Source organism: Natronobiforma cellulositropha (genome assembly GCF_025629245.1).
GTDB lineage: Archaea > Halobacteriota > Halobacteria > Halobacteriales > Natrialbaceae > Natronobiforma > Natronobiforma cellulositropha.
This window is the reverse complement of the sequence record NZ_JANZXN010000004.1, coordinates 168,514-189,147: the sequence shown is the minus strand read 5'-3', so window position 1 is coordinate 189,147 and position 20,634 is coordinate 168,514. Positions and strand designations below refer to the sequence as shown.

General features: G+C 66.3%; 9 protein-coding genes and 1 pseudogene. 3 read left to right on the top strand and 7 right to left on the bottom strand.

The window, feature by feature from the left end; translation table 11 throughout:
• Positions 1 to 104: 104 nt before the first annotated feature.
• A pseudogene (locus tag N0B15_RS01585) lies at positions 105 to 299 on the bottom strand (DUF7835 family putative zinc beta-ribbon protein); the annotation flags it as partial.
• 303 nt (positions 300 to 602) lie between these two features.
• On the opposite strand from N0B15_RS01585, the gene N0B15_RS01580 reads away from it, so the two are divergent.
• Entirely contained in the window at positions 603 to 1,148 is a 546-nt protein-coding gene (locus tag N0B15_RS01580) for an HIT family protein (protein WP_263017551.1), read from the top strand.
• On the opposite strand, the gene N0B15_RS01575 is transcribed toward N0B15_RS01580, so the two are convergent.
• On the bottom strand, positions 1,145 to 2,392 hold the full coding sequence (locus tag N0B15_RS01575) for a tRNA (N(6)-L-threonylcarbamoyladenosine(37)-C(2))-methylthiotransferase (RefSeq protein ID WP_263017550.1): 1,248 nt from the start codon (positions 2,390 to 2,392) through the stop codon (positions 1,145 to 1,147). The two genes, N0B15_RS01580 and N0B15_RS01575, sit on opposite strands and share 4 nt — an antisense overlap.
• An 87-nt stretch (positions 2,393 to 2,479) precedes the next feature.
• Positions 2,480 to 14,035, bottom strand: a complete 11,556-nt coding sequence (locus tag N0B15_RS01570; RefSeq protein WP_263017548.1) for an outer membrane protein assembly factor BamB family protein — start codon at positions 14,033 to 14,035, stop codon at positions 2,480 to 2,482.
• Positions 14,036 to 14,374: 339 nt separating this feature from the next.
• Here N0B15_RS01570 and N0B15_RS01565 point away from each other — a divergent pair, with 339 nt between their 5' ends.
• Positions 14,375 to 16,363 carry a sortase family protein gene (locus tag N0B15_RS01565; RefSeq protein ID WP_263017546.1) on the top strand — a complete coding sequence of 663 codons (1,989 nt, stop codon included), beginning with the start codon at positions 14,375 to 14,377 and terminating at the stop codon, positions 16,361 to 16,363.
• Between the two features lie 25 nt (positions 16,364 to 16,388).
• Here N0B15_RS01565 and N0B15_RS01560 read toward each other — a convergent pair whose 3' ends face one another.
• Entirely contained in the window at positions 16,389 to 17,405 is a 1,017-nt protein-coding gene (locus N0B15_RS01560) for an AI-2E family transporter (protein WP_263017545.1), read from the bottom strand.
• 102 nt (positions 17,406 to 17,507) lie between these two features.
• On the opposite strand from N0B15_RS01560, the gene N0B15_RS01555 reads away from it, so the two are divergent.
• Positions 17,508 to 18,344 carry an HNH endonuclease gene (locus N0B15_RS01555; RefSeq protein ID WP_263017544.1) on the top strand — a complete coding sequence of 279 codons (837 nt, stop codon included), beginning with the start codon at positions 17,508 to 17,510 and terminating at the stop codon, positions 18,342 to 18,344.
• Positions 18,345 to 18,356: 12 nt separating this feature from the next.
• Here N0B15_RS01555 and N0B15_RS01550 read toward each other — a convergent pair whose 3' ends face one another.
• The 3 genes from N0B15_RS01550 to N0B15_RS01540 all read right to left on the bottom strand — a co-directional run bounded on the left by N0B15_RS01550 (position 18,357) and on the right by N0B15_RS01540 (position 20,555).
• Positions 18,357 to 19,127: a nucleoside phosphorylase gene (locus N0B15_RS01550; RefSeq protein ID WP_263017543.1), complete on the bottom strand. Its 771-nt coding sequence runs from the start codon at positions 19,125 to 19,127 to the stop codon at positions 18,357 to 18,359.
• 57 nt (positions 19,128 to 19,184) lie between these two features.
• Positions 19,185 to 19,493: a HalOD1 output domain-containing protein gene (locus N0B15_RS01545; RefSeq protein WP_263017542.1), complete on the bottom strand. Its 309-nt coding sequence runs from the start codon at positions 19,491 to 19,493 to the stop codon at positions 19,185 to 19,187.
• Positions 19,494 to 19,616: 123 nt separating this feature from the next.
• Positions 19,617 to 20,555 carry an ATP-dependent ribose-1-phosphate kinase gene (locus tag N0B15_RS01540; protein WP_263017541.1) on the bottom strand — a complete coding sequence of 313 codons (939 nt, stop codon included), beginning with the start codon at positions 20,553 to 20,555 and terminating at the stop codon, positions 19,617 to 19,619.
• Positions 20,556 to 20,634 lie beyond the last annotated feature (79 nt).

The window sequence follows — 20,634 nt, the reverse complement described above, 5'->3', positions numbered from 1 at the left end:
CCGATAGGTTTCTCAGAAGTGCGTTCTCAATGGCTCTCGGAGAGTTCTTTCAGCCTGTTTAGTCGTGAAACCTGTGCATCATAGAGGCATCTTCGCAACATCAGGTTGTTCATCCGCTGGCTCTTGCGGACGCCACAGCGTTGACACTCAGTCACACGGTATGGCTCGCGCGAGAACTGTGCGTTCTCTTTCTTGAGGCTCTCCGTTCTGATCTGTACCGTGACCTCGTGGAGCGTGTCGAGGTTGCACTCCTCGCAGTGCTCGGTCATGCCGTTGAATGAGTTGTCGGTCGTTGCCATTGAGAGATTACTTTCCGTAGGGATGACTTAAATCCACGCTTCATTTCGAACCCTGAGTTTCGAAAAACGATAGACGGCGGCGACTTACGTCCGAAAAGCGCTGAAATCGTTCTATACTGTTTATCGGCCAACGTACGGCCATATCTCCGCACTTTGGACCTTGTGATGACAATGGGTTAATTTGGTATTACTGCTCGAGCGAGTGCGTGCGTCGGTCGGTGCGCGCCCGCTCGTTGCGACGATCGACGGTCGCGTACGGTCCGAACTCGAAGTGTTTTAGCCCCGGTCTGACCCTCGGTCCGTATGGAGCAGGTGTTCGCCCCCTGGCGAATCGAGTGGATCAGACGGGAACCGTCGGCCGACGACGACGGCTGTGTGTTCTGTCGACTCCCGGACGAGGACGACGACCGGGCGAACCGGATCGTCGCCCGTAGCGACCACGCGTTCGTCCTCCTCAACAACGCGCCGTACAACCCGGGACACGTCATGGTGATCCCGTACGCACACACCGGCGACTACGCCGACCTGAGTAGGGAGCAACTGCTCGATCACGCCCGCTTGAAGCAACAGACGCTGACAGCGCTCTCGAGCGCCTTCGATCCGCCGGGCTTCAACGTGGGCTTGAACCTCGGTGAGGGCGCTGGTGGCTCGATTCGCGACCACCTCCACACCCACGTCGTCCCGCGCTGGGAAGGCGACACCAACTTCATGCCGGTCGTCAGCGATACGACGGTGATCGTCGAGGCGCTCGAGGAGACCTACGACCACCTCCACGACGCGTTCGCCGACCTCGAGGGTGCGACCGTCGAGAGCGACGACCGCGCGGTCGACCTCTCGAGTGAGCCTTAGACCGGCGTCGCGAACGCGTACACCGTGTTGTGACTCGTCACCTCGAGGTCGACGAACGCACCGGGTTCGAGACCGTACTCGCTCGCGTTTCTGACGATGAGTTGGCGGTAGGCGCTGTCTCGACACTTCACCGAGTCGCCGGTCCCCTCTTCGACGACGAGGGCGTTCTCCCGGACCTCGCCGACCATCGCCTCGTAGGCGTCGCCGACGATTTCCATCTTCAGGTCGGTCATCGCACTCGAGCGGTCTTTCTTGAGCTGGCCGCCGAGACCCTTCATCTCGGCTGCATCCGTGCCTGGACGCTTCGAGAAGCGGGTGACGTTGAGCTTCTCCGGCTGGGTCTCGCGGATGAGGTCCATCGAGCGCTCGTGGTCGCGGTCGGTCTCGGTGGGGAAGCCGACGATGAAGTCGGTCGAGAGCGTCCAGTACTCGAGGGCGGCGTCGAAGGTCTCGACGATTTCGCGGAACTCCCTGACCTGGTGCTGGCGGCGCATGTCGCCGAGCACGTCGTTGCTCCCGGACTGGACGGGTGCGTGGAGGAAGTCGTAGAGTTTCTCCTCGCTGGCGAACACCTCGGCTAGCTCTTCGCGGATGCCGTGGACGCCCTTCGGGTTGGCCATCCCCACACGCACGCGAAAGTCACCCTCGATGGCGCAGATGCGCTCGAGGAGCGTGTGTAAACTGCGCTCGCCGGTGTCCCAGCCGTAGACGCCGGTGTCCTGGCCGGTGACGCGAATCTCTCTCGCCCCCGCCTCGACCAGCGCGCGGGCCTTCTCGAGGTTCTCTTCGATCGGTGGTGAGTCGATCTTGCCGGTCGCGTGCTTCGTGATGCAGTACGAACAGTCGGACATACAGCCGCGGGCGATGGGGAGGATGCCGACGACGCCGTCGAGGATGGGCGTCGCGTCGGGTGTCGTCGTCGGACACTCGCCGTTGGTGACGGCCTCGGGGACCTCGTCCCAGTGGAGGACTTCGGCGTCGAGTCCGGCGAACTCCTCGCCCTGGGCGAGGGCCATACAGCCGGTGACGAAGAGGTCTGCGGTCTCGTCGGCCAACTCGGCCGCCCGTCTGCGCATGTTGTCCTCGGTCTTCTCGACGACCGTACAGGTGTTGAGTATCGCGACGTCCGCGGCTTCCGGCCCGTCGACGCGATAGTGGCCCGCATCGCGGAGTCGCCGCTCGATCTCGCGGCTCTCTCCGCGGTTCGACGTACAGCCGTACGTCTCGATGTGATAGCGGGCCATTCACTTCTCCGTGAGGGGGCAACGGGGAAAAACGCGACGGATTGACTCGGTCGGTTACCGCGTCGGGGTGGTCGGCTCGAGTGGGGCTTAGATGCTGTCGAACAGCGCGACGACGTCTGCGAAGCCGACCTGGCCGTTGCCGTTGACGTCGAACGCATCGACGTTCTCTGCCATCGCCGCACTCCCCAGCGAATCGAAGAAGCGGACGACGTCTGCGAAGCCGACCCTGCCGTCACCGGTCAGGTCGGTGTACAGGCCGTCGCCGTTGTGGTCGTACGCCGTGAAGCCGTCGAGTTCGATCCCCTCCGACGGTCTCTCGTCGACGCGCACCGATTCGACCACCTGGTCGTCGTCGCTCGAGACGACGACCTCGTAGTCGCTGGCGCCCGCCTCGTCCGTCTCCCACTCGAGTGTGACCGTCTCGGTCTCTCCGGCGTCGAGCGCCACGGTGACGGAATCTCTCGTCTCGCCACCAACGGCGAGTGCGACGGTCTGGCTCCCGTCGCCGTCACCGACGTTCTCGACCGCGACGGTGACGGTGAGGGTGTTGCCGGCCTCGACTGGCGTGTTCGTCTCGAGGCTGCCGAGACTGAACTCGGGCGTTTCGGGGTCAGGAAGGCCGGGGCCGCCTGACTCCTCCTCCTCGACCGTGATCGTCTCGGTGACGGTGTCGTCCTCGGTCGAGACCGTAATCTCGTGGTCGCCGACATCGTCGGCCGTGGTTTGCCACTCGAGGGTTGCATTCGCGACGCCGATGTCAGGTCTCCCGAAACCCCACGAGAGTGAGACAAACTCCGTATCGACGACCTCGTCGCCGACTGCGAGCGTGACGTTCTGCTCGCCCCAGGTATTGCCATCGTTCTCGAGGTTCACCCTGACGGAGAGGGTGTCGCCAGCCTCGACGGACGCGTTCGTCTCGATGCTCTCGATGGTGAATACGGCCGCGCTGTAGACTCTGATGATAACCTCCTCACTCGCGGAGTCGTCGGTGCCAATGACCCTCACGCCAAGAGCATCGCTAACGTGGCTGGTGGGCGAGTCGCCGTCGGTCGTCTGCCACTCGAGCGTGACTGTCTCGTTTTCGCCGGGCTCGAGTTCGACCGTCGCTTCGCTACGCACCTCGTTTCTGGCACTCAGCACCACGGTTTCGACACCGGCGGTGTCGCCGACGTTTTCGATAGTCGCGGTGACCGTAAGCGTGTCTCGCTCCATAACCGGTGAGTTGGTATCGACAATGTCGATGGCGAACGCCGCTTCGCCGAACGCGTCGACGGCGGCCGTCTCGGTGACGGTGTCGTTACCGACCGTGACCGTGACCTCGTTGTCTCCGACGTTGGAGGCCTTGGGCTCCCACTCGAGGGAGATCGTTTCGTTCTCACCGGGCGCGAGGGTGGCAGACTGCCAGTCGTGCCACTCGCCGTTTACGAATAGGTCCGTGGTTTGTGAACCAGGGGTGGTGCCGATGTTCTCGACGGTCGCAGTGACGATGAGTGTCTCACCGACCCCGACAGGGTCGTTCGTCTCGATGGTGTCGACGACGAACTCGTCGTCACCGACGGCACCGACCGACATCTGCCAGGATCTGTTCTCGTCGTCGGTCGAGATCGTGAACGTGTAGCGGCCATAGTCGGTGGGAGTGGTTTGCCACTCGAGGCTGACGTCCTGAGCATCACCGGGTTCGAGAGCCACCGTCACCGCGTCGCGGACCTCGTCGCCGACCTCGAGCGTTACGGATTGCTCACCAGCGGCAGTGCCGGTGTTTTCGATGGTCGCGGTGACCACGAAAACGTCACCGCCGGTGACCGGAGAGTTCGTCTCGATGAAGCGACCGACGGCGAACGTCGCGTCGGAGACCGCGTCGACGGTGACCGTTTCGGTGACGGTGTCGTCGTCGGTCGAGACCGTGATCTCGTGGTCGCCGACGTCATCGGCCGTGGTCTCCCACTCGAGCGAAACCGTCTCCGTCGCCCCTGCCCCGAGGCCGAGGGTCTGTGCGTCGCGAACCTCGCCGCCGACCTCGAGGGTGACCGTCTGTTCGCCGCCAGCGGTGCCGGTGTTCTCGACGGGTGCGGTAACCGTCACCGTCTCACCGGCGTCGAGTGGGGCGTTCGTCTCGAGCGCCTCGAGGACGAACGTCGCCTCGCCGACGGCTTCGACCGTGATCGGTTCGCTCGCGCTATCGTTGTCGCTCGAGACGGTGATCTCGTGGTCGCCGGCGTCGGCGTCGTCCGTCTCCCATTCGAGTGTGACCGTCTCCGTCGCTCCGGCGTCGAGCGCAACGACGGCAGTGTCTCTCGTTTCGCCGCCGGCAGCGAGTTCGAGGGTCTGACTCCCATCGCCGTCACCGACATTCTCGACCTCGATGGTGACGGTGAGGGTGTCTCCGGTCTCGATTGGCGTGTTCGTCTCGACACCTGTAAGACTAAACTCGGGAGTGGTGGGTTCTGGGAGGCCGGGACCGCCCGACCCCTCCTCGAGTGTGACCACTGCGAAGGCGTTGTGGATCCCCCCTAAGATCATGATCTGGTAGCGACCGGCGTCGGCGTCGCCCGTCTCCCACTCGAGGGTGACGGCCGTCGCCTCACCGGGCTCGAGGGTGACGGTCGTGTCGTCCCGCACCTCGCCGTCGGCCTCGAGTAGCAGGGACTCGGTGCCAGCGGCGTTACCGAGGTTATGGACGGTCGCAGTGACCGTCAGCGTCTCACCGGCGGTGACCGGGTCGTTCGGCTCGAGAGTGTGGACGCTGAACGAGGGTGCGATGAAGACGACGGTGTCGTCGGTCGAGACCGTAATCTCGTGGTCGCCGACGTCGTCGTCGGTTTGCCACTCGAGCGTGACCGTCTCCGTCGCCCCGGCGTCGAGGTCGAGCGTCTGTGCGTCGTGGACCTCGCCGTCGATCTCGAGCGTCACCGACTGCTCGCCCGAAGCGCTACCGGTGTTCTCGACCGTCGCAGTGACGGTGAGCGTCTCACCGGCGTCGACCGGGCCGTTCGTCTCGACGCTCTCGATGGCGAATATGGCCTCGTAGACTCTGATGAGTACGTGCTCAACCGCGGAGTCGTCGGTGCCAATGATACCCACAGCAAAAGTATCGCTAGTGGTGGGTGAGTCGCCGTCGGTCGTGTGCCACTCGAGCGTGACCGTCTCGTTCTCACCGGGCTCGAGCTCGACCGTCGCTTCGCTTCGATCCTCCCCTAAGGCCCTCAGCACCACGGTTTCGACACCGGCGGCGTCGCCGACGTTTTCGATGGTCACGTCGACCGTGAGCGTGTCTCGCTCCGTAATCGGTGAGTTGGTTTCGATCTCCGATAACACGAACTCGCTCTCGTTACCCGCGTCGACGGCCACCGTTTCGCTCACACTGTCGTCGTCGGTCGAGAGTGTAATCTCGTGGATACCGACGTCGGTGTCGGTGGTCTCCCACTCGAGCGTGGATCTCATCGTCCAGCCCGCTCCGATGGAGAGCGTCGTTGAGTCGTGGACCTCGCCGTTGACGTTGAAGGTTATGGTCTGCTCGCCGTGAGCGGTGCCAGCGTTTCGGACGGATGCGGTGACCGTCACCGTCTCACCGGCCTCGATCAGGCTGTCAGTCTCGAAGGCGTCGATGACGAACACCACCTCGCCGACGGCTTGCACCCTGATCGATTCGCTCACGCTATCGTCGTCGCTCGAGACGGTGATCTCGTGATCTCCGGCGTCGTCGTCGGTGGTCTCCCACTCGAGCGTGACTGTTCCTGTCTCGCCCGCTTCGAGGTCGAGCGTCTGTGAGTCGCGGACCTCGCCGCCGACCTCGAGCGTCACCGTCTGTTCGCCGTCAGCGCCCGTGTTCTCGACCGTCGCAGTGACGATGAGCGTCTCACCCGCGGTGACCGGGGCGTCCGTCTCGAGGGAATCGAGGGTGAACGATGGAGCGATCCCGACGACGTGGCCGAGCGTCCGCAGGGTGACTCGAGAGTCCTCGCTGGTTCGGCCCTCTTCGACGCTGATCGCGTAGAGGGAGGCGTCATTGGAGCCGACGTAGAGGGTCCCGTCGGCGACGGTGGGTGAGGACCGGATCGATCCACCGGTGGTGTAGGACCACTCCTGATCGCCCGTGTCGCCGTCGATGGCGTGGACGAGTCCCGCGTGGTCACCGACGTACACCGTCCCGTCGGCGACCGTCGGCGAGGACAACACCGAACTGTAGATGTACGCGCCGCTGAACCAGACTTCCTCGCCCGTATCGGCGTCGGCCGCGTACAGGCCGAGTCGGTCGCCCTGCTCTAGTCCGGTGCCGACGTAGACGACGCCGTCGGCGACCGTCGGTGAGGAGTGGATGCCGCCGCCAGCGTCCGAAACCCACTGCTGGTCGCCGGTGTCGGGCTCGAGTGCGTACAGCTCTCCGCCACGCGTACCGACATACACCGTGCCGTCGGCGACCGTCGGCGACGCCGTTATTTGGTCGTCTATCTCCGTCACCCACATGAGGTCCACCTCTGGTTGTCCCCACCAGACACCCGGCTCCGTACCGACGGCGTTGATGTGGCCCCTCTCTACGGACGTGTCGTAAGAGGTGACGTAGACGACGTCATCGACGACGGTCGGCGAGGACTCGATGAATCCAGGTGAGAGGTACGTCCACTCGAGCGCACCCGTCTGAGCGTCGATCGCTGAGAGGGAGCCCCCGCCAATGTAGACAGTGCCGTCGGCGACCGTCGGTGACGAGACGAGTTGTGAGTAGGTGTCGGTTCGCCAGTACAGCTCGCCGGTGTCGGCGTCGAGCGCGTAGAGGTGGTTGTCGAACGACCCGACGTAGACCGTGCCACCGTCGACCGCAGGCGAAGCGTGGACCTCGCCCTCGGTCTCGAAGCGCCACACCTCCTCACCGGTCTCGACGTCCACCGCGTAGACGTGGTGGTCGCGCGAGCCGACGTAGGCGATGCTGTCGGCGACCGTCGGCGACGAGGTTACCCGCTCGTCGGTCTCGAACGCCCACTGCAGTTCGCCCGGCTCGGCGACAGTGACCGATCTGCTCACCGTCTGGCCGTCGACGGTGACGAGCAGATCGTACGCCGATTCCTCGAGCGCTGGCAATTCAATATCGATCGCTTCGGTCGCCGACTCACCGGCACCGAGCTCGAGAACGCCAGCACCGACGAGTCGGTCGTCGAGGTCCGCGCCGTCGAGTCGAACCGTCACGACTCTGTGGGCGGGGTCGTCCCCGTCGTTGGTCGCCGTGATCGAAACCTGAACGGTCTCGTCTCCAGCGACCGAGGCCGGAGCGCTCACGTCGTCGAGCGAGACGGGACCGCCGACAGTCTCGTCGACGTCGACGGCCGTCACCGCCCGCACGCCGTCGCCGGTCGCTCGAGCCTCGTAGAGCACCGCCGAGCGGACGTCCGGTGCCGTCGTCGTCAGGTCGACGGTCGTCTCGCCGTCCGGGCCGACGGCGACCGTCTCGCTCGCGACTTCGACTCCGTCGGCGAAGAGCGTCACTGTACCCAGGCCTGCCTCGGGAGCGTCGTTACGCACCGTCGCCGTCACCGTGACGGGTGCGCCCGGAGCGACGTTCTCGGGGACGTCGAGCGCGTCGACCACCAGGCTCCCGCTCGAGTCGTCGGCGACGTGTCCGAGCGTGCCGAGGGCGACTCGTGAACCGTCGCTGGTTCGGTCGCCGCCGGTCGAGAGCGCGTAGAGGCTGGCGTCCTCGGAGCCGACGTAGAGCGCCCCATCGGCGACGGTCGGCGAGGAACTGATTCCGACGTCCGTCTCGGCGGTCCACTCCTGGGCACCCGTCTCGACGTCGAACGCGTACAGCGTACCGATGGAGTCCCCGACGTACACCGTCCCGTCGGCGACCGTCGGTGACGAGCGCATACTGGCGTTCGTGTGGGCGTTCGTGACCCAGGAGGGTGTTCCCGTGGCGGCGTCGAACGCGCGGAGACCACGGTGTTCGCCGTTGAAATCCGTGCCGACGAAGACCGCTCCGTCGGCCACCGTTGGTGAGGAGTAGATCAGGGCTCCGGCCTGGTACGTCCAGACCGGCGCGCCCGTGTCGCTCTCGAGCGCGTAGAGCGTCCCCGCGTGAGAGCCGACGTAGACGGTTCCGTCGGCGACCGTCGCCGAGGACGTGACGTTGTCGTCGGTCTCGAGCGACCACTCTCCGGCCCCGGTCTGCGCGTCGACGGCGTGCAGCGAGCCGTTGTGGTCGTTGCCCGCGTAGGTGCCGACGTAGACGGTCCCGTCTGCGACCGTGGGTGCGGCTTCGATCCACGCGCCCGTGCCGTACAGCCACTCGGCGGTTCCGGTCTCCGCGTCGATCGCGTAGAGTGCCCCGCCGCCGAGGTAGACCGTTCCGTCGGCCACCGTCGGCGACGAGGTCACCATAACGTTCGTCTCGTACTCCCACTGTAGCTCGCCCGTGTGAGCGTCGAGTGCGTAGAGGGTCCCGTCGTGGGAGCCGACGTAGACGGTGCCGTCGGCCACTGCTGGTGCGGAGTGGACGGGTCCGCCCGTCTCGAAGCGCCACACCTCGGTTCCCGTGTCGCGGTCCACCGCGTAGATCGCACCGTCGTGAGAGCCGACGTAGGCAATCTCACCGGCGACCGTCGGCGACGACGTCACGTCACCGCCGGTCTCGAACGCCCAGATCTCGTCTCCGGGGTCGCGGACGGTCACGTCGTCGCTCACCGTCTCCTCGCCCACGTCGACGGTTAGCTCGTACTCCCCACCCGGAACGTCGGGGATCACGACGCCGACTGGGGCGGTGACCGACTGACCGGGGGCGAGCTCGAGCGCTACGGCACCGATCGGCTGTGCGTCGAGTTCGGGACCGGAGAGTCGGACCGTTGCGACCCTCACGACGGGGTCGTCCCCGTCGTTCGTCGCCGTCACCGAGACCGACGCCGACGAACCGACGTCGACCGCGGCCGGGGCGACTACGTCGTCGACCGACACCGGACCTGCTCCCGACGACTCCACGCCGACGGCGGTGACCGTTCGGGCACCCGGCCCGGCGACGCTCGCGCCGTAGACTGCCACCGTCTCCGCACTCGGCGCGCTCGTCACGAAGTCGACCGTCGTCGTTCCTTCCGGCCCTACGGTGACCGGTTCGGATGCGACGTCGCTCCCGTCGGCAGTGAGCGTCACGACACTCGTCAGTTCTACCTCCGCGTCGTTGCGTACCGTCGCCGTTACCGTGACGCTCTCACCCGGGTCGGCCCGGTCGGGCGCCTCTACGGCGTCGACTGTCAGCCGTGGCGAGAGCCTGACCGCGGCCTCCAGGAGGTCACCACCGGTGACCGCGACGTTCTGGAACGCCGTCTCGTACCCGTCCTTCGAGATCGAAACCGACTCCGCTTCGTCGAGTTCGACTCGAGCGAGACCGTCGGAGCCAGTTCGCGCGGCATCCAGACCCGACCGCACGCGCGCGTTCTCGAGCGCTTCGCCGGTCACCTCGTCGAAGACGCGTACGTCGACCGCCGCGAGGGCCTCGCGCTCGATCTCTTCGACCTCGTCGACGACCACGTCCAGTCGGCCTATCGCGTCGTCTCCGTGGGCGAGTTCGACGCGGAGCGTCTGGCCGACGGCGAGTTCTGAGACCGGGACCGCCACGCGTTCTGCGGTGAGGACGTGTTCGCCCCGTGGGCCGAGTTCGACCCGTTTCTCGCCCAGGAAGGTGTCGTCCTCGTGGTCGTAGACGCTGACTGTCGCGTTCGTGGCGAACGGCTCCCAGTTCGAGGCCGCCACCGTCACGTTCGCGCGATCCGGTTCCTCGTAGTGTTCGACCGTCGCGTACGTTGGCGGCCCGTGGACTCGCAGATCGGGTGTGAACAGCCGCGTCGATACCTCACCGAACGCCGGGCGGGCGGCGTCGCCGAGCGCGCCCTCGGGATCGATCGTCACCCGGTCGAGCGCGCTGGTGTTGAACGTCGAGAGGTCGACCGGCACCGTCACCGTCTCGACTGCTCCCGCCGGAACCTCGAGCGTCGCGTTCGTCGTCCAGGCGTCGCCGTCGTCGACGCGGACGAGCACGTCGCTCGCGTTCGTCCCACCCTGGTTCTCGACGCCGAGCGTCAGCGTCCCGTTCGTCGCCGAGTGCATCTCACCCTCGGCGACCGCGACGACCAGACTCGGTGCGCCGAGTCTGACCGTCGTCTCCTCGTCGAACCACTCGTCGACCGCGGGGGTCTCGAGTGCGTCCACGCCGACGGTCACCGTGCCGCCGTCGGGGACGACGACCTCGAGCGGGACCGTCACCGACTCGTTCACCGCGAGCGCGTCGACGGTTTCGGTCGCCAGTGGCTCGCCGGTCGCCGTGTCGATGCCGTCGGTGGCGACGACCGACACCGCAGCACCGGCGCTCGTCCCGACGTTCCGGATCGTCGCGTCGACCACGACGGTCTCGCCCGCGTTCGCGTTGGCCGGGCCGTCGGCGCCGACGTCGTAGCGCGGTCCGAACGGTTCGGTCGTGACGAACACGTCGTTTCGGTTCTCGATACCGGGTTCCTGGATCGCGTAGGCCGCCGTGAAGCCCTCGTCGCCGAGGATGGCGTCCGCGTGCCAGATCGTCAGATCCTCCTCCGGCCCGCCGACGAGGCGGTGGTCACCGCTCCACTCGCCGTCGACCGCGTAGCGATATACCAGGTCGCTCGTGTTCTGGACGCCCGGCGTTCCCCGGTAGAGCACCAGGGTCTGCTCGCCACTCGAGCGCACCACGAGGTCGCTCACGGGTGTCTGTTCGCCGTCGACCGAGAGCGTCTCGACTGCGCCACCAGCGGCGTGCTCGAGGACGGTCTCACCCTCGTGATCTCGCGTCCAGACGAGGTCACCGCCGTCGACCGCGTGGTCGCCGTAGCCCGCGACGGCGTACGCGAGCGCGCCTGCTCCGTCGAAGCCGTCGGCGTCGACCTGTCCGTGGACGACGGTCACGTCCTCGAGCGTGTTCGTCTCCGTCTCGACGAACGCGAGGTCGAACGTCCCGTCGGCGCGGGTGCCGACGGCCGGGAGCGCCGCGTGCTGGACCGTCCCCGACTGGACGAGTTCGGCGTCGGCATCGAACAGGCGGTACTCCACCGCCGCGTTCGCGACGTCGAGTCGGTCGTCGTTGGCGTGGTGCATCCAGGCGACCAGCCAGCCGTCCTCGCTCGCCGCGACCACCGGCGCGCGGTCGAGCGCCTCACCACTGCTGCGCAGCGTCGCCTCACTCCACGTCTCGCCGTCGAAGTGCGCCGTGGCGATCTCGAGGTGCGCTGCTGCCTCCTCGGGTCCGTCCAGGTCGCTCACCGGTGCGTCGAGGCGCGTCCAGGCCGCGAGCAGGTCGTCGCTGCCCTCGAGACTCGCCAGCGTCGGTTCGAAGTCGTGGCGGTCGTCGTCGGTGACGGCGACGGTCTCGCCCCAGCCTAATTCCTCGTCGTAGTGGCGAACCCGGAGGTCCTGGCCATCCTCGACCGGGGAACCGTCGGCGAGCGAACTCCAGAGGACGGCGTAGCCGTCGGTCGTCGCCGCCATCGTGGGTTCGCTGTCCTCGTACGGACGGTTCGTCAGTCGCTCGGTCCGCTCGTCGAGAATCGATGGCTCGGGACTCGAGAGGGTCCCGAACGCCCCGATCGAGGACTCGTCGACCGAGGGGACGCCTGCGAGTGGCTGCGGCCCGCTCGCCGGGCGGAGGCGACTCGCTTCCTCGGCGTCCGCCGCCGTCTCGAGCGTGCTCGCCGGTGACAGGCTGGTGCTGTCGAACGACGTGAACGGGTCGGTCGACACCGTCGTCCCCACCGGTCTCGCCTCGTAGATGGTGCCGTCGTACTCGAGTAACACGTAGTCGAAGTTCCGCTCGTACAGGCCGTAGAGAGTCACGCCGCCTCTGACGCCAGCGTTGGCTTCGAGGTCGACGCGTTCGATGGGGTACTCGGTGCCCAGATACACGTAGGTGCTCCCGTTTCCGTACACCTCACCGTGTGCTGACGCGCCGAAGACCGATCCTTCGACGACCCCGCTCATGCCGACTTCACCGTCGATCACTGGGTCTTCGAGGACGAACTCCTCGGTGATCCAGACCTCTCCACCGACCGCGTAGTGAACGCGGAGTTTCGCCTGTATGTCGCCGACGCCGCGTTGAGAGGCCGGGGTCTTCGACCTGACCGTTCGCGACTGTTCGCCTCGCAGTTCGACGAGCGCCCCCTGGAACTCGACGCCGTCGAACTCGGCGCTCGCCTTCCCGTCCGCACCGACGCCGACGCCGAAGGCGGCGATGTTCCCACCGGCGTCGACGGCACCCTGTAAGTCGCCCGTTGGGGCGTACATATCCGCTTCGAGACCGGTACCGATGCTGGCGGCGAAGTCGTCTTCCCACGGCGTTCCTGGAATGCCTGCCCACGCGATGCCCGCTTCGTGTCGCACGTCCCAGAGCCCACACACCTCACCATCCGGCCAGTCGCCGTCGAGGTCACACCACTCGTCGGTCGCCTCGGGACCGTAGATCCACACCAGCGTCCGGACCCAGTCGGGATCGACGAGCGTCGCACTGCCGGTCGGCACCTCGACGACCGTCCCGTCGTCGAACTCGGCGACGACCTCGACCGACTGGCCGTGTCGCGACTCGAGTGCCGCCCGGAAGTCGTTCGAACCGACTTCTTCGGTCTCGACATCGCCGATGGTCACCGAGACGAGGTCGCGCTCGTCCTCGTCGGAGGTGACCTGGTAGAAATCCTCGGTGTCGTTGGCGACCGCCAGCCACTCTCCACCCATCGCGCGGGTGATCTCGAGGTCGACGACGGTGATCTCCGTCCGGTGTGCTGGGCCGTCGACGGGCCAGAACTCGTAGGTTCCTGGCTCGTCGAAGACCACGGTGAACTGCTCACCGGTCGCCGTCGTGCCGTCGTCGAACTCCCACTCGAGTTCGTAGTCGAGCCACTCGAAGGGGTTACACGCCGAAATCGTCACCGGCTTTCCAGCGACGGCGACCTCCGGTTCGATTCCGACGACGTCGTCGGCCCACGTCGGCCAGCCGTTGGTGACGACCTGTGTGTAGTGCTGTTGGCTCGTCTGACTCTCGCTCAGGTACTGCCCACAGTTCGGGAAGTGCGCCCACCGCCACTCGGCCCGTGGGGCGAAGAAGTCCGACTCGCTCGAGACCGGGGGATCGGTGCTGATGAACTCTCGTGTGTACGCACCACTCTCGAGCGGCGGCGTCGTCCACACACCGTCGGTGTTCGTCATCCCCCACCCGATCAGATCGCCGCCTTGCGGGCGAACCGCCACGTCGCCGCCGACGATCGGCTGCCACTCGGTCATCAGATACGGCGTCGAGTTCGTCGGTTCGTCCACCTGGATGAACCGTAGATCGACCGGCTCGGGTTCGTCACTCTGTGTGGTGAACCCAAGGGTTCCGACTCCGCCCGAGTCGCCGGTCCCAACCGCTGTACTACCGAGACTCGTTTCGTCGACGACCGACGCTCCACTCGAGCCGTCGGGCGTCGCCGCGACGGCGCTGGTGTTCTCCGAGCCGGCACCGGCCAGCGCCACGGGGTCGTCGTACCCATCGACTCCGACCGCCCCCGATGGGGAGAGAGCGACGATTACGAGCAGACAGAGTGCCGTTGCGAGTACGATTCGACTGCCCTTCGTCAGCCGCTGGAGTGGCGTCCGACTCTCCCGATTACCCATTCACTACCTCCGAGTCGCCCTCACTGTTCCGCGATACCCACTGTGCGTCCGACGCTCGATGCGTATCCATAGGTCCCGGGCGGCACACGACGTAATAACCATATCTTCGAAAAACAAATGATTTAGTAAATATTCTATTTAAAATAACAGTGTATCGCGGACAGAACTGTCGCCCGTACGCGTGCGTTACGTCGTCTACTCCCCGGAACCGCGAACTCGGCGGCCTGTGCTGATTGGTGCCATACGTTGCGTGCATTGGTACCACAAACCGACTGGTGTGTCGTCCCGTGACGTATCAAAACAGAAACTATTATGTCGGAGTATTGGCAACCTTCCCGTATGTTCAGCCCTGAAAAAACACTGGCAGTATTGCTCTCCGTACTGCTCGTCACGAGCGCCGGTGCGCTCGCGTTCGACCCCGGTACCGACCGTGCGTCGAGCGCCGACACCGACCTCGACGAGCTCGAGCCGGCCGACGAAGTGTACGTCACCGACGAGGGTGACGCCATCTTCGTCTACGAGACGGACCACGACGCCGAGACCGACGACGAAGTCGTCCTCGACGGCGACTTCGGCGTCGACGTCGAACGTGGTCTCCTCCACCTCGTCTACGACGGCGAGTTCGGCCACCTGATCGACGACGAAGGCGACGAACCCGAGCTGACCGGTGACGCCGCCGTTCACCTGACGCCGGACCTGCTCAGCGCGACGACGGACATCGCAATCGACCGTCCCGAGGACGTGATCGACCTCTCGGCGAGCGTCGACCACACCCAGACGCGAGACACCTACAGCTCCGCCTCGTCGCTCGAGGCAGTGATCGCCGCCGCCGAGGACGAAACGGACGACGCGGACGACGATCCGTTCGCCGCCGACTCTGGCTCCGAGTTCGACCTCTTCGACTCGGTCGAGTTCTCCACCGAGAGTACGACGACGGTCTCGACGTACGAATCGAGCGGCTCCTCGTCGGTCGTCTTCGCCGAGGGTTCGCTGTTCGCGTTCGAGGAGCAAGAAGAGCGCTTCGAACTCACCGTCTCGGAGACCGACGGCGACTACCACCTCGAGGTCAGCGAACAGCGCCAGGTCACCGACTGGGACCGCGACGCCTGGGAAACCCGAGAGAACGCCGAAGAGCGCATCGAGTCCGAGTTCGCCGCCTTCGCGATGGGTCTCGACGGCACCGTCGACGTCTCGCTCGAGTCCCACGACTTCGAGGAAGGCGAGGAGACCCACGCGGTCTCGCTCGAGTACGAGGCGACGTTCGCCGACGTCCACGACCAGCTCGCCGAAGCGCTCGCCGAAGAACTCGCCGCAGAGGGCGACCTCGACCTCTCCGAGTCGGAAGCGCAGGCGATCGCCGACGGCGTCGCCGCGCTCGAAATCGAGCACTTCCACGTCGTCAGCGAGACCGACGGTCTCGAGCAGACCCTCGAGTGGGACCTCGAACTCGCCGGCTACGACGAGTTCCTCCTCGCGCTGTTCGAACTCTCCGAGTCGATCGACGAACTCGACGACGAACTCGCAGACCAGCTCGACGAGACCCGCGAACTGCTCGATGCACAGGCCGAGGCGGACCTCGTCCAGACCTCCTCGGCTAGCTTCAGTCTCCAGAGCGACGACGACGAACTGGTCGTCGCCTTCGAGCACGAAGACGACGCCGAGAACTGGGCCGACTACACCGCCGCCGTCGAAGACCGCGGTCTCGAGGAGTACCTCGCCGACCTCGTCTTCGACCTCCAGCTCGAGACCGACGACGAGGAACTCCTCCTCACCGGCTCGTTCGACCTCGAGCACGAGGACGCGGTGAACTCCTACCTCGACGACCTCATCCAGCAGGTCGACGCCGATCCGATGCTCGAAGACGACCTCGTCTCCGACCTCGAAGAGCTGCGAGACCTCGAGTTCGAAGCCGCGAAACTCGCGCTCTCGCTCGACGAGACGACCTTCTCACTCGAGTCGGGTGCACAGTTCGGCAACCTCACTACGTTCGAGACGGACGACGGTCTCACTATTACCGAGGTCCACGGCGAGACCGAAGGCGACTCCACGACCGTGTTCCTCTTCGCCTCCACTGTCGTCGACGCTTCGGACGCCGACGACGAGGCGGCGATCCGCGCGAGCGCGTACGTCGACGACGACACCGAGGTCCACACCGGCGACTGGGACCGCGAGTTCCCCACGATCGACGTCGAGGGTGTGAGTGAGTTCCTCGAACCGGAAGACGACTCGCTGCTCTCGCTCGGTTCGACCACCACCGTCGCCATCGGCGTCGGTGCGCTCGCCCTCCTGGCGGTCGTCGGTGCGGTCAGCTACCGACGGTTCGTCTGAGACAGCACTCGTTTTTTCGACGCAGTCACTCGCTACGGTCGCCCTCGAGTCGCCCGTAGTGTTCGTCGACGACCTCGAGCGTGGCGATCAGCGCACCGAGAACGACGGGCCCGAAGAACAGTCCCATGACGCCGAAGGCGTAGATACCACCGAGGACGCCGACGATGATGACGGCCGGACTGAGTTCGGCGTAGCGGTCGACGACGATCGGCCGGAGATAGTCGTCGGAGACGCCGACGATGATCGCGCTGTAGACGAACAGGGCGAGCGCGAGCAGTGGCTCGCCGGTGAACAGGAGGTAGCCGACGGCGGGTCCCCAGACGAGGAACGTCCCGACGAGCGGGACCAGCGCCAGGATCACCATGACGACCGTCCAGAGCGTCGCGTTCGGAATCCCCGTCGCGAACAGACCGGCGCCGGCGATCGCTCCCTGGACGACGGCGATGAGGACGTGGCCGATGAGGACGGCGGCCATCACCTCGTCTAAGCTGTCGTAGAGGTCGTCCTGGACGTCCTCGGGGAGCGGTGTCAGCTCCCGCACCCACTCGTAGAGGTTGCCCCCGTCTTTCAGGAGGTAGTAGAGGACGAACAGGGCGAGTCCGAGACCGACCAGTGCGTGCGTGAACGTCGCGACCCACTGCGGTGACTGCTCGAGTACGGTCATGCCGACGTCCCGGCCAGAGCCCTCGAGTGCGGTGGCCACGTCGGCTTCGAAGCCGGCGATCTCCTCGATGGTCTCCTCGAGGGCGTCGAGTTCGAGGAGGTCCCCATCGAGCTGTCCGAGGACGCGCGCGGCGTCTTCGGCGACGAGGGCGAGGACGAGGACGAACGGGAAGATGATGGCGACGACCGCGAGCAGCACCAGCGCGAACGCGGCAACCGTCGGCGAGGTGTAGGTCACGAGGCGTCGTCTGAGCGGGTACAGGATGTAGGCGATGAGCAGTGCAGCGAGGACGTACTGGGCGAACGGAACGACGAGTAAGAACGAGAGGTAAGCGAAGGCGGCGACGAGCACCAGCAGGTACCCTCGACTCCGGTTCACACACGCAGTTCGGCATCGAGACCGATAAAACCGCTCCCGGCGGTGTGCTCGCCGTCTCCGGCGGTCGGAGTGTTTTTCTCGGCGTGAGCCGTCTGCTCGCGCGTGAGTGGAGCCCCAGCCGACCGACGAGTCGACCCGGACGCGGTGTTCGAGCGAGACGAGTTCACCTGCCAGTGTTGTGTCGACGCCGACCGCCTCGAGCGTGACTCTCTGGTAGCCTACCACCTCGACAGTCCGGACGACGGCGCTCGAGCGGGTGGCCCGTCGTCACTCGAGTCGGCCGTCACGGTCTGTGTGTCGTGTCACGCCGTGCTTCGCGGTCGAGATACTCTCGCGTCCGCCCCACCGGTGGCGACGGCCGGCCGCGAGGCGTTTCAAACGTTGCGCTCGACCGTCGACGCCCAGAGCGCGCTGATCCGCGACGTCGTCGCGTTCGCCGAACTCGCGACGACGGCACCGACGCAGCTCCTCGACGGTGACGCCCCAATTCTCGGCGAGCGGTACCTCACGGCTCGTCGCGGACTCCGCGTTACCCTCGCGGCGCTGGATGGCCGCCTCGACGGACTCGCGGCGGCGGCCGACGGGCCACTCGAGTCGTCGGTGGCGGCGCTCGAGCGGTTCGTCGACGAGGCGCGTGACTTACAGGACGCACTCAAAGCGGTCGTCGCCGGCGTGGAAGCGACCGTCACCGCGCTCGGTCGCTGTCACGGCTGTTTCGCCCCCATCGAGACGGCCGGGGCGGCCACAGCGGCTGCCCGCCCCTGCTGTCGTGCCTGCGGGGCGACGCAGGTCGCACTCGAGGAGTGGCGAGACGAGAGCGGTGCGGTCGCCTTCGACGCACTCTTCGGCGACCTCAACGCCTCGCTCGAGGAGGCCTCGCGGCGGACCGATCGGGTCACCGGGCGCGCGACCGAGGCTGCGGCGGCGCTCGTCGGCTGAGCGCGGCCGGTATTACGGTAGCCGGGTGGTCGCCTCGAGCGCGATGTCGATCGCTCTCGAGACGTTGTTCTTCGCCTTCTCGGGGAGTTCTTCGGTGTCGGTGTCGGTTCCCTTCTGGGTTCCTTCGACGAGGTTGCCGTCGACCGTACAGATCGCCCCGGCGCGCAGGCCCTTCCGGCGAGCGAGTGAGAAGACGACGGCGGCTTCCATCTCGACGGCGAGGAGACCGGCGGTCTCCCAGTCGGCGACGTAGGCGTCGGTCTCGGCGTAGAAGGCGTCGTCGGAGGCGATGGGACCGACGTGTACCTGGCCGCCACTCGAGCCGTCGGCGGTCGGTGCGGCCAGGCTGCCCTCACTCGCCTCCGCAGCGTCGACCAGCGCCGAGAGGACGTGGTAGTCGGGTACCGCTGGATACTCGACGGCTTCGTAGCGCTTGGTCGTCCCCTCGTTCTTCGCCGCCCCGGTGGCGACGACCATGTCTCCGATCTCGATGCCGCGCTGGAGGGCACCGGTGGTGCCGACGCGGACGAACGTCTCGACGCCGACGTTGGCGAGTTCTTCGACGGCGATGGCCGCCGAGGGACAGCCGATACCGGTCGAACAGATCGTCAGCGGCTGGCCCTCGTAGGTCGCGTTCACGACGGCGTACTCGCGGTTCTCCGCGACGGTCTCGACGTCTTCACAGTGGCTCGCGATTCGCTCGACGCGGCCGGGGTCACCCGGAACGAGTGCGACGTCGTGGACGTCGCCGTCGTCGACCAGCAGGTGCGGTTGTGTTGCCATACCCCCGCGTTCTGTGGGCGGCGAGAAAAAGGGTACGCTCTGTCACCTGTGGACCGATCACTCCGTGGCGTAGACGACGACGCTCTCGGCCCGCACCACGACCGTCACACCGTGGACCTGGAATCGGATCTGTCCGTCCGCGCGCGTCGTCCCGTCGTAGCGGTCTGCGAAGAGTGCGTCGAGCGCCTCGGGATCGACGTAGTCGTAGAGGTGGGTGCTCGTCGCGCGGACGTCCTCACCGTGGTAGTCCGCCAGTGCCGTCGCGACGGCGACGCTCGGTGGTTCTCCCTGCTCTCGACCGTATCGTACTCGGTGGCGCTGTCCCCCGTTCCCGAACGCACAGCCGCCTGTGGATTGTCTGCTCATGCTCTCTCACACGTCGGCGTGACGCGTGTTCGAGTGGCCAACGTCTCGGAGCATATATCTACCGTCAGACACCACTCGCTGAGAACCGTCGACGCTCGAGTCGGTCGGTTCCGCCCGATCCGGTCAGTTCGAGATACGCGCCGACTCGAGGAACGTGCGAACGCCTCCGCGTGTCGGCGCGCTCCGCGCACCCTCGGAGATGGCGGCCAGCGCGCCACAGGCGTTGGCGAACTCGAGGACGTGGCGACGCGTCGTCCGGTCTGTGAGTACGTCTCGGAGTCGCCCCTCGCCGGCGCGTTCCTCCAGGCTCTTCGCGATAAAGCCCGCGGCGAAGGCGTCACCCGCACCGGCGGTGTCGACGGCATCGACGGCGAACCCCGGGTAGTCGCTCCGTCCGTCTCGTGTGTACACTTCCGCCCCGGCAGCGCCGCAGGTGACGACGAGGGCCACGTCTCGGTCGTCGGCCACGGCGTGTACGAGTTCGCCGTCGAACAGCGCGTCAGCCTCGTGTTGGCTCGCGAAGATCACGTCCGCCAGCGCGAGCGTGTCTCGATAGTTTCGGTCGCCAACCCGGCGACCGAGGTCGACGCTCACCGAAACTCCCGCGTCGGTGGCAACCCTCGCGATGGCGGCGGCCGTCTCCGGACGCTGGCTCGTCAGGTGGACGTGGTCGGCCGCCCGAACCCGCTCGTCGGCGATGTCGTCGGGACCGAACGCCTCGTTTGCGCCTTCGTTCCCGAGTACCGATACCTCGCCGTGGTCGTCGACGAGGAGGTACTTCACGGTCGTCTCGAGGTCCTCGACCTCGAGCAGGCCGTCGAGACGGACGCCGGCGTCCTCGAGTTCGCGTCTCGCGAGTTCGCCGAGCGGGTCGGTGCCGACGCTGCCGACGAGGTCGGCCTCGAGACCGAGGGCGGCGAGCGCGCAGGCGACGTTCGCTGCGCTCCCGCCTCCGGATCCGTGCTGGTCGTGAATCGTCGCTTCGCCATCCGGTTCGGGGAGCCGATCGAGACGGAACGTCACGTCCCAGTTGACGTGCCCGGCGGTGAGTACGGTGACCATTGCTCTCTGTTCTCGACCGAACGAACGACACCCATTCTCAAAACACTGGTGTCTCGTTGACATCCTCGTCACGACAGAA

What these genes read in the sequence shown, in the direction of transcription:
- N0B15_RS01550 (WP_263017543.1), bottom strand. Translation starts at nt 19,127, where the DNA reads ATGGCAACACAACCGCACCTGCTGGTCGACGACGGCGACGTCCACGAC.
- N0B15_RS01575 (WP_263017550.1), bottom strand. Translation starts at nt 2,392, where the DNA reads ATGGCCCGCTATCACATCGAGACGTACGGCTGTACGTCGAACCGCGGA.
- N0B15_RS01570 (WP_263017548.1), bottom strand. Translation starts at nt 14,035, where the DNA reads ATGGGTAATCGGGAGAGTCGGACGCCACTCCAGCGGCTGACGAAGGGC.
- N0B15_RS01540 (WP_263017541.1), bottom strand. Translation starts at nt 20,555, where the DNA reads ATGGTCACCGTACTCACCGCCGGGCACGTCAACTGGGACGTGACGTTC.
- N0B15_RS01580 (WP_263017551.1), top strand. Translation starts at nt 603, where the DNA reads ATGGAGCAGGTGTTCGCCCCCTGGCGAATCGAGTGGATCAGACGGGAA.
- N0B15_RS01565 (WP_263017546.1), top strand. Translation starts at nt 14,375, where the DNA reads ATGTTCAGCCCTGAAAAAACACTGGCAGTATTGCTCTCCGTACTGCTC.
- N0B15_RS01545 (WP_263017542.1), bottom strand. Translation starts at nt 19,493, where the DNA reads ATGAGCAGACAATCCACAGGCGGCTGTGCGTTCGGGAACGGGGGACAG.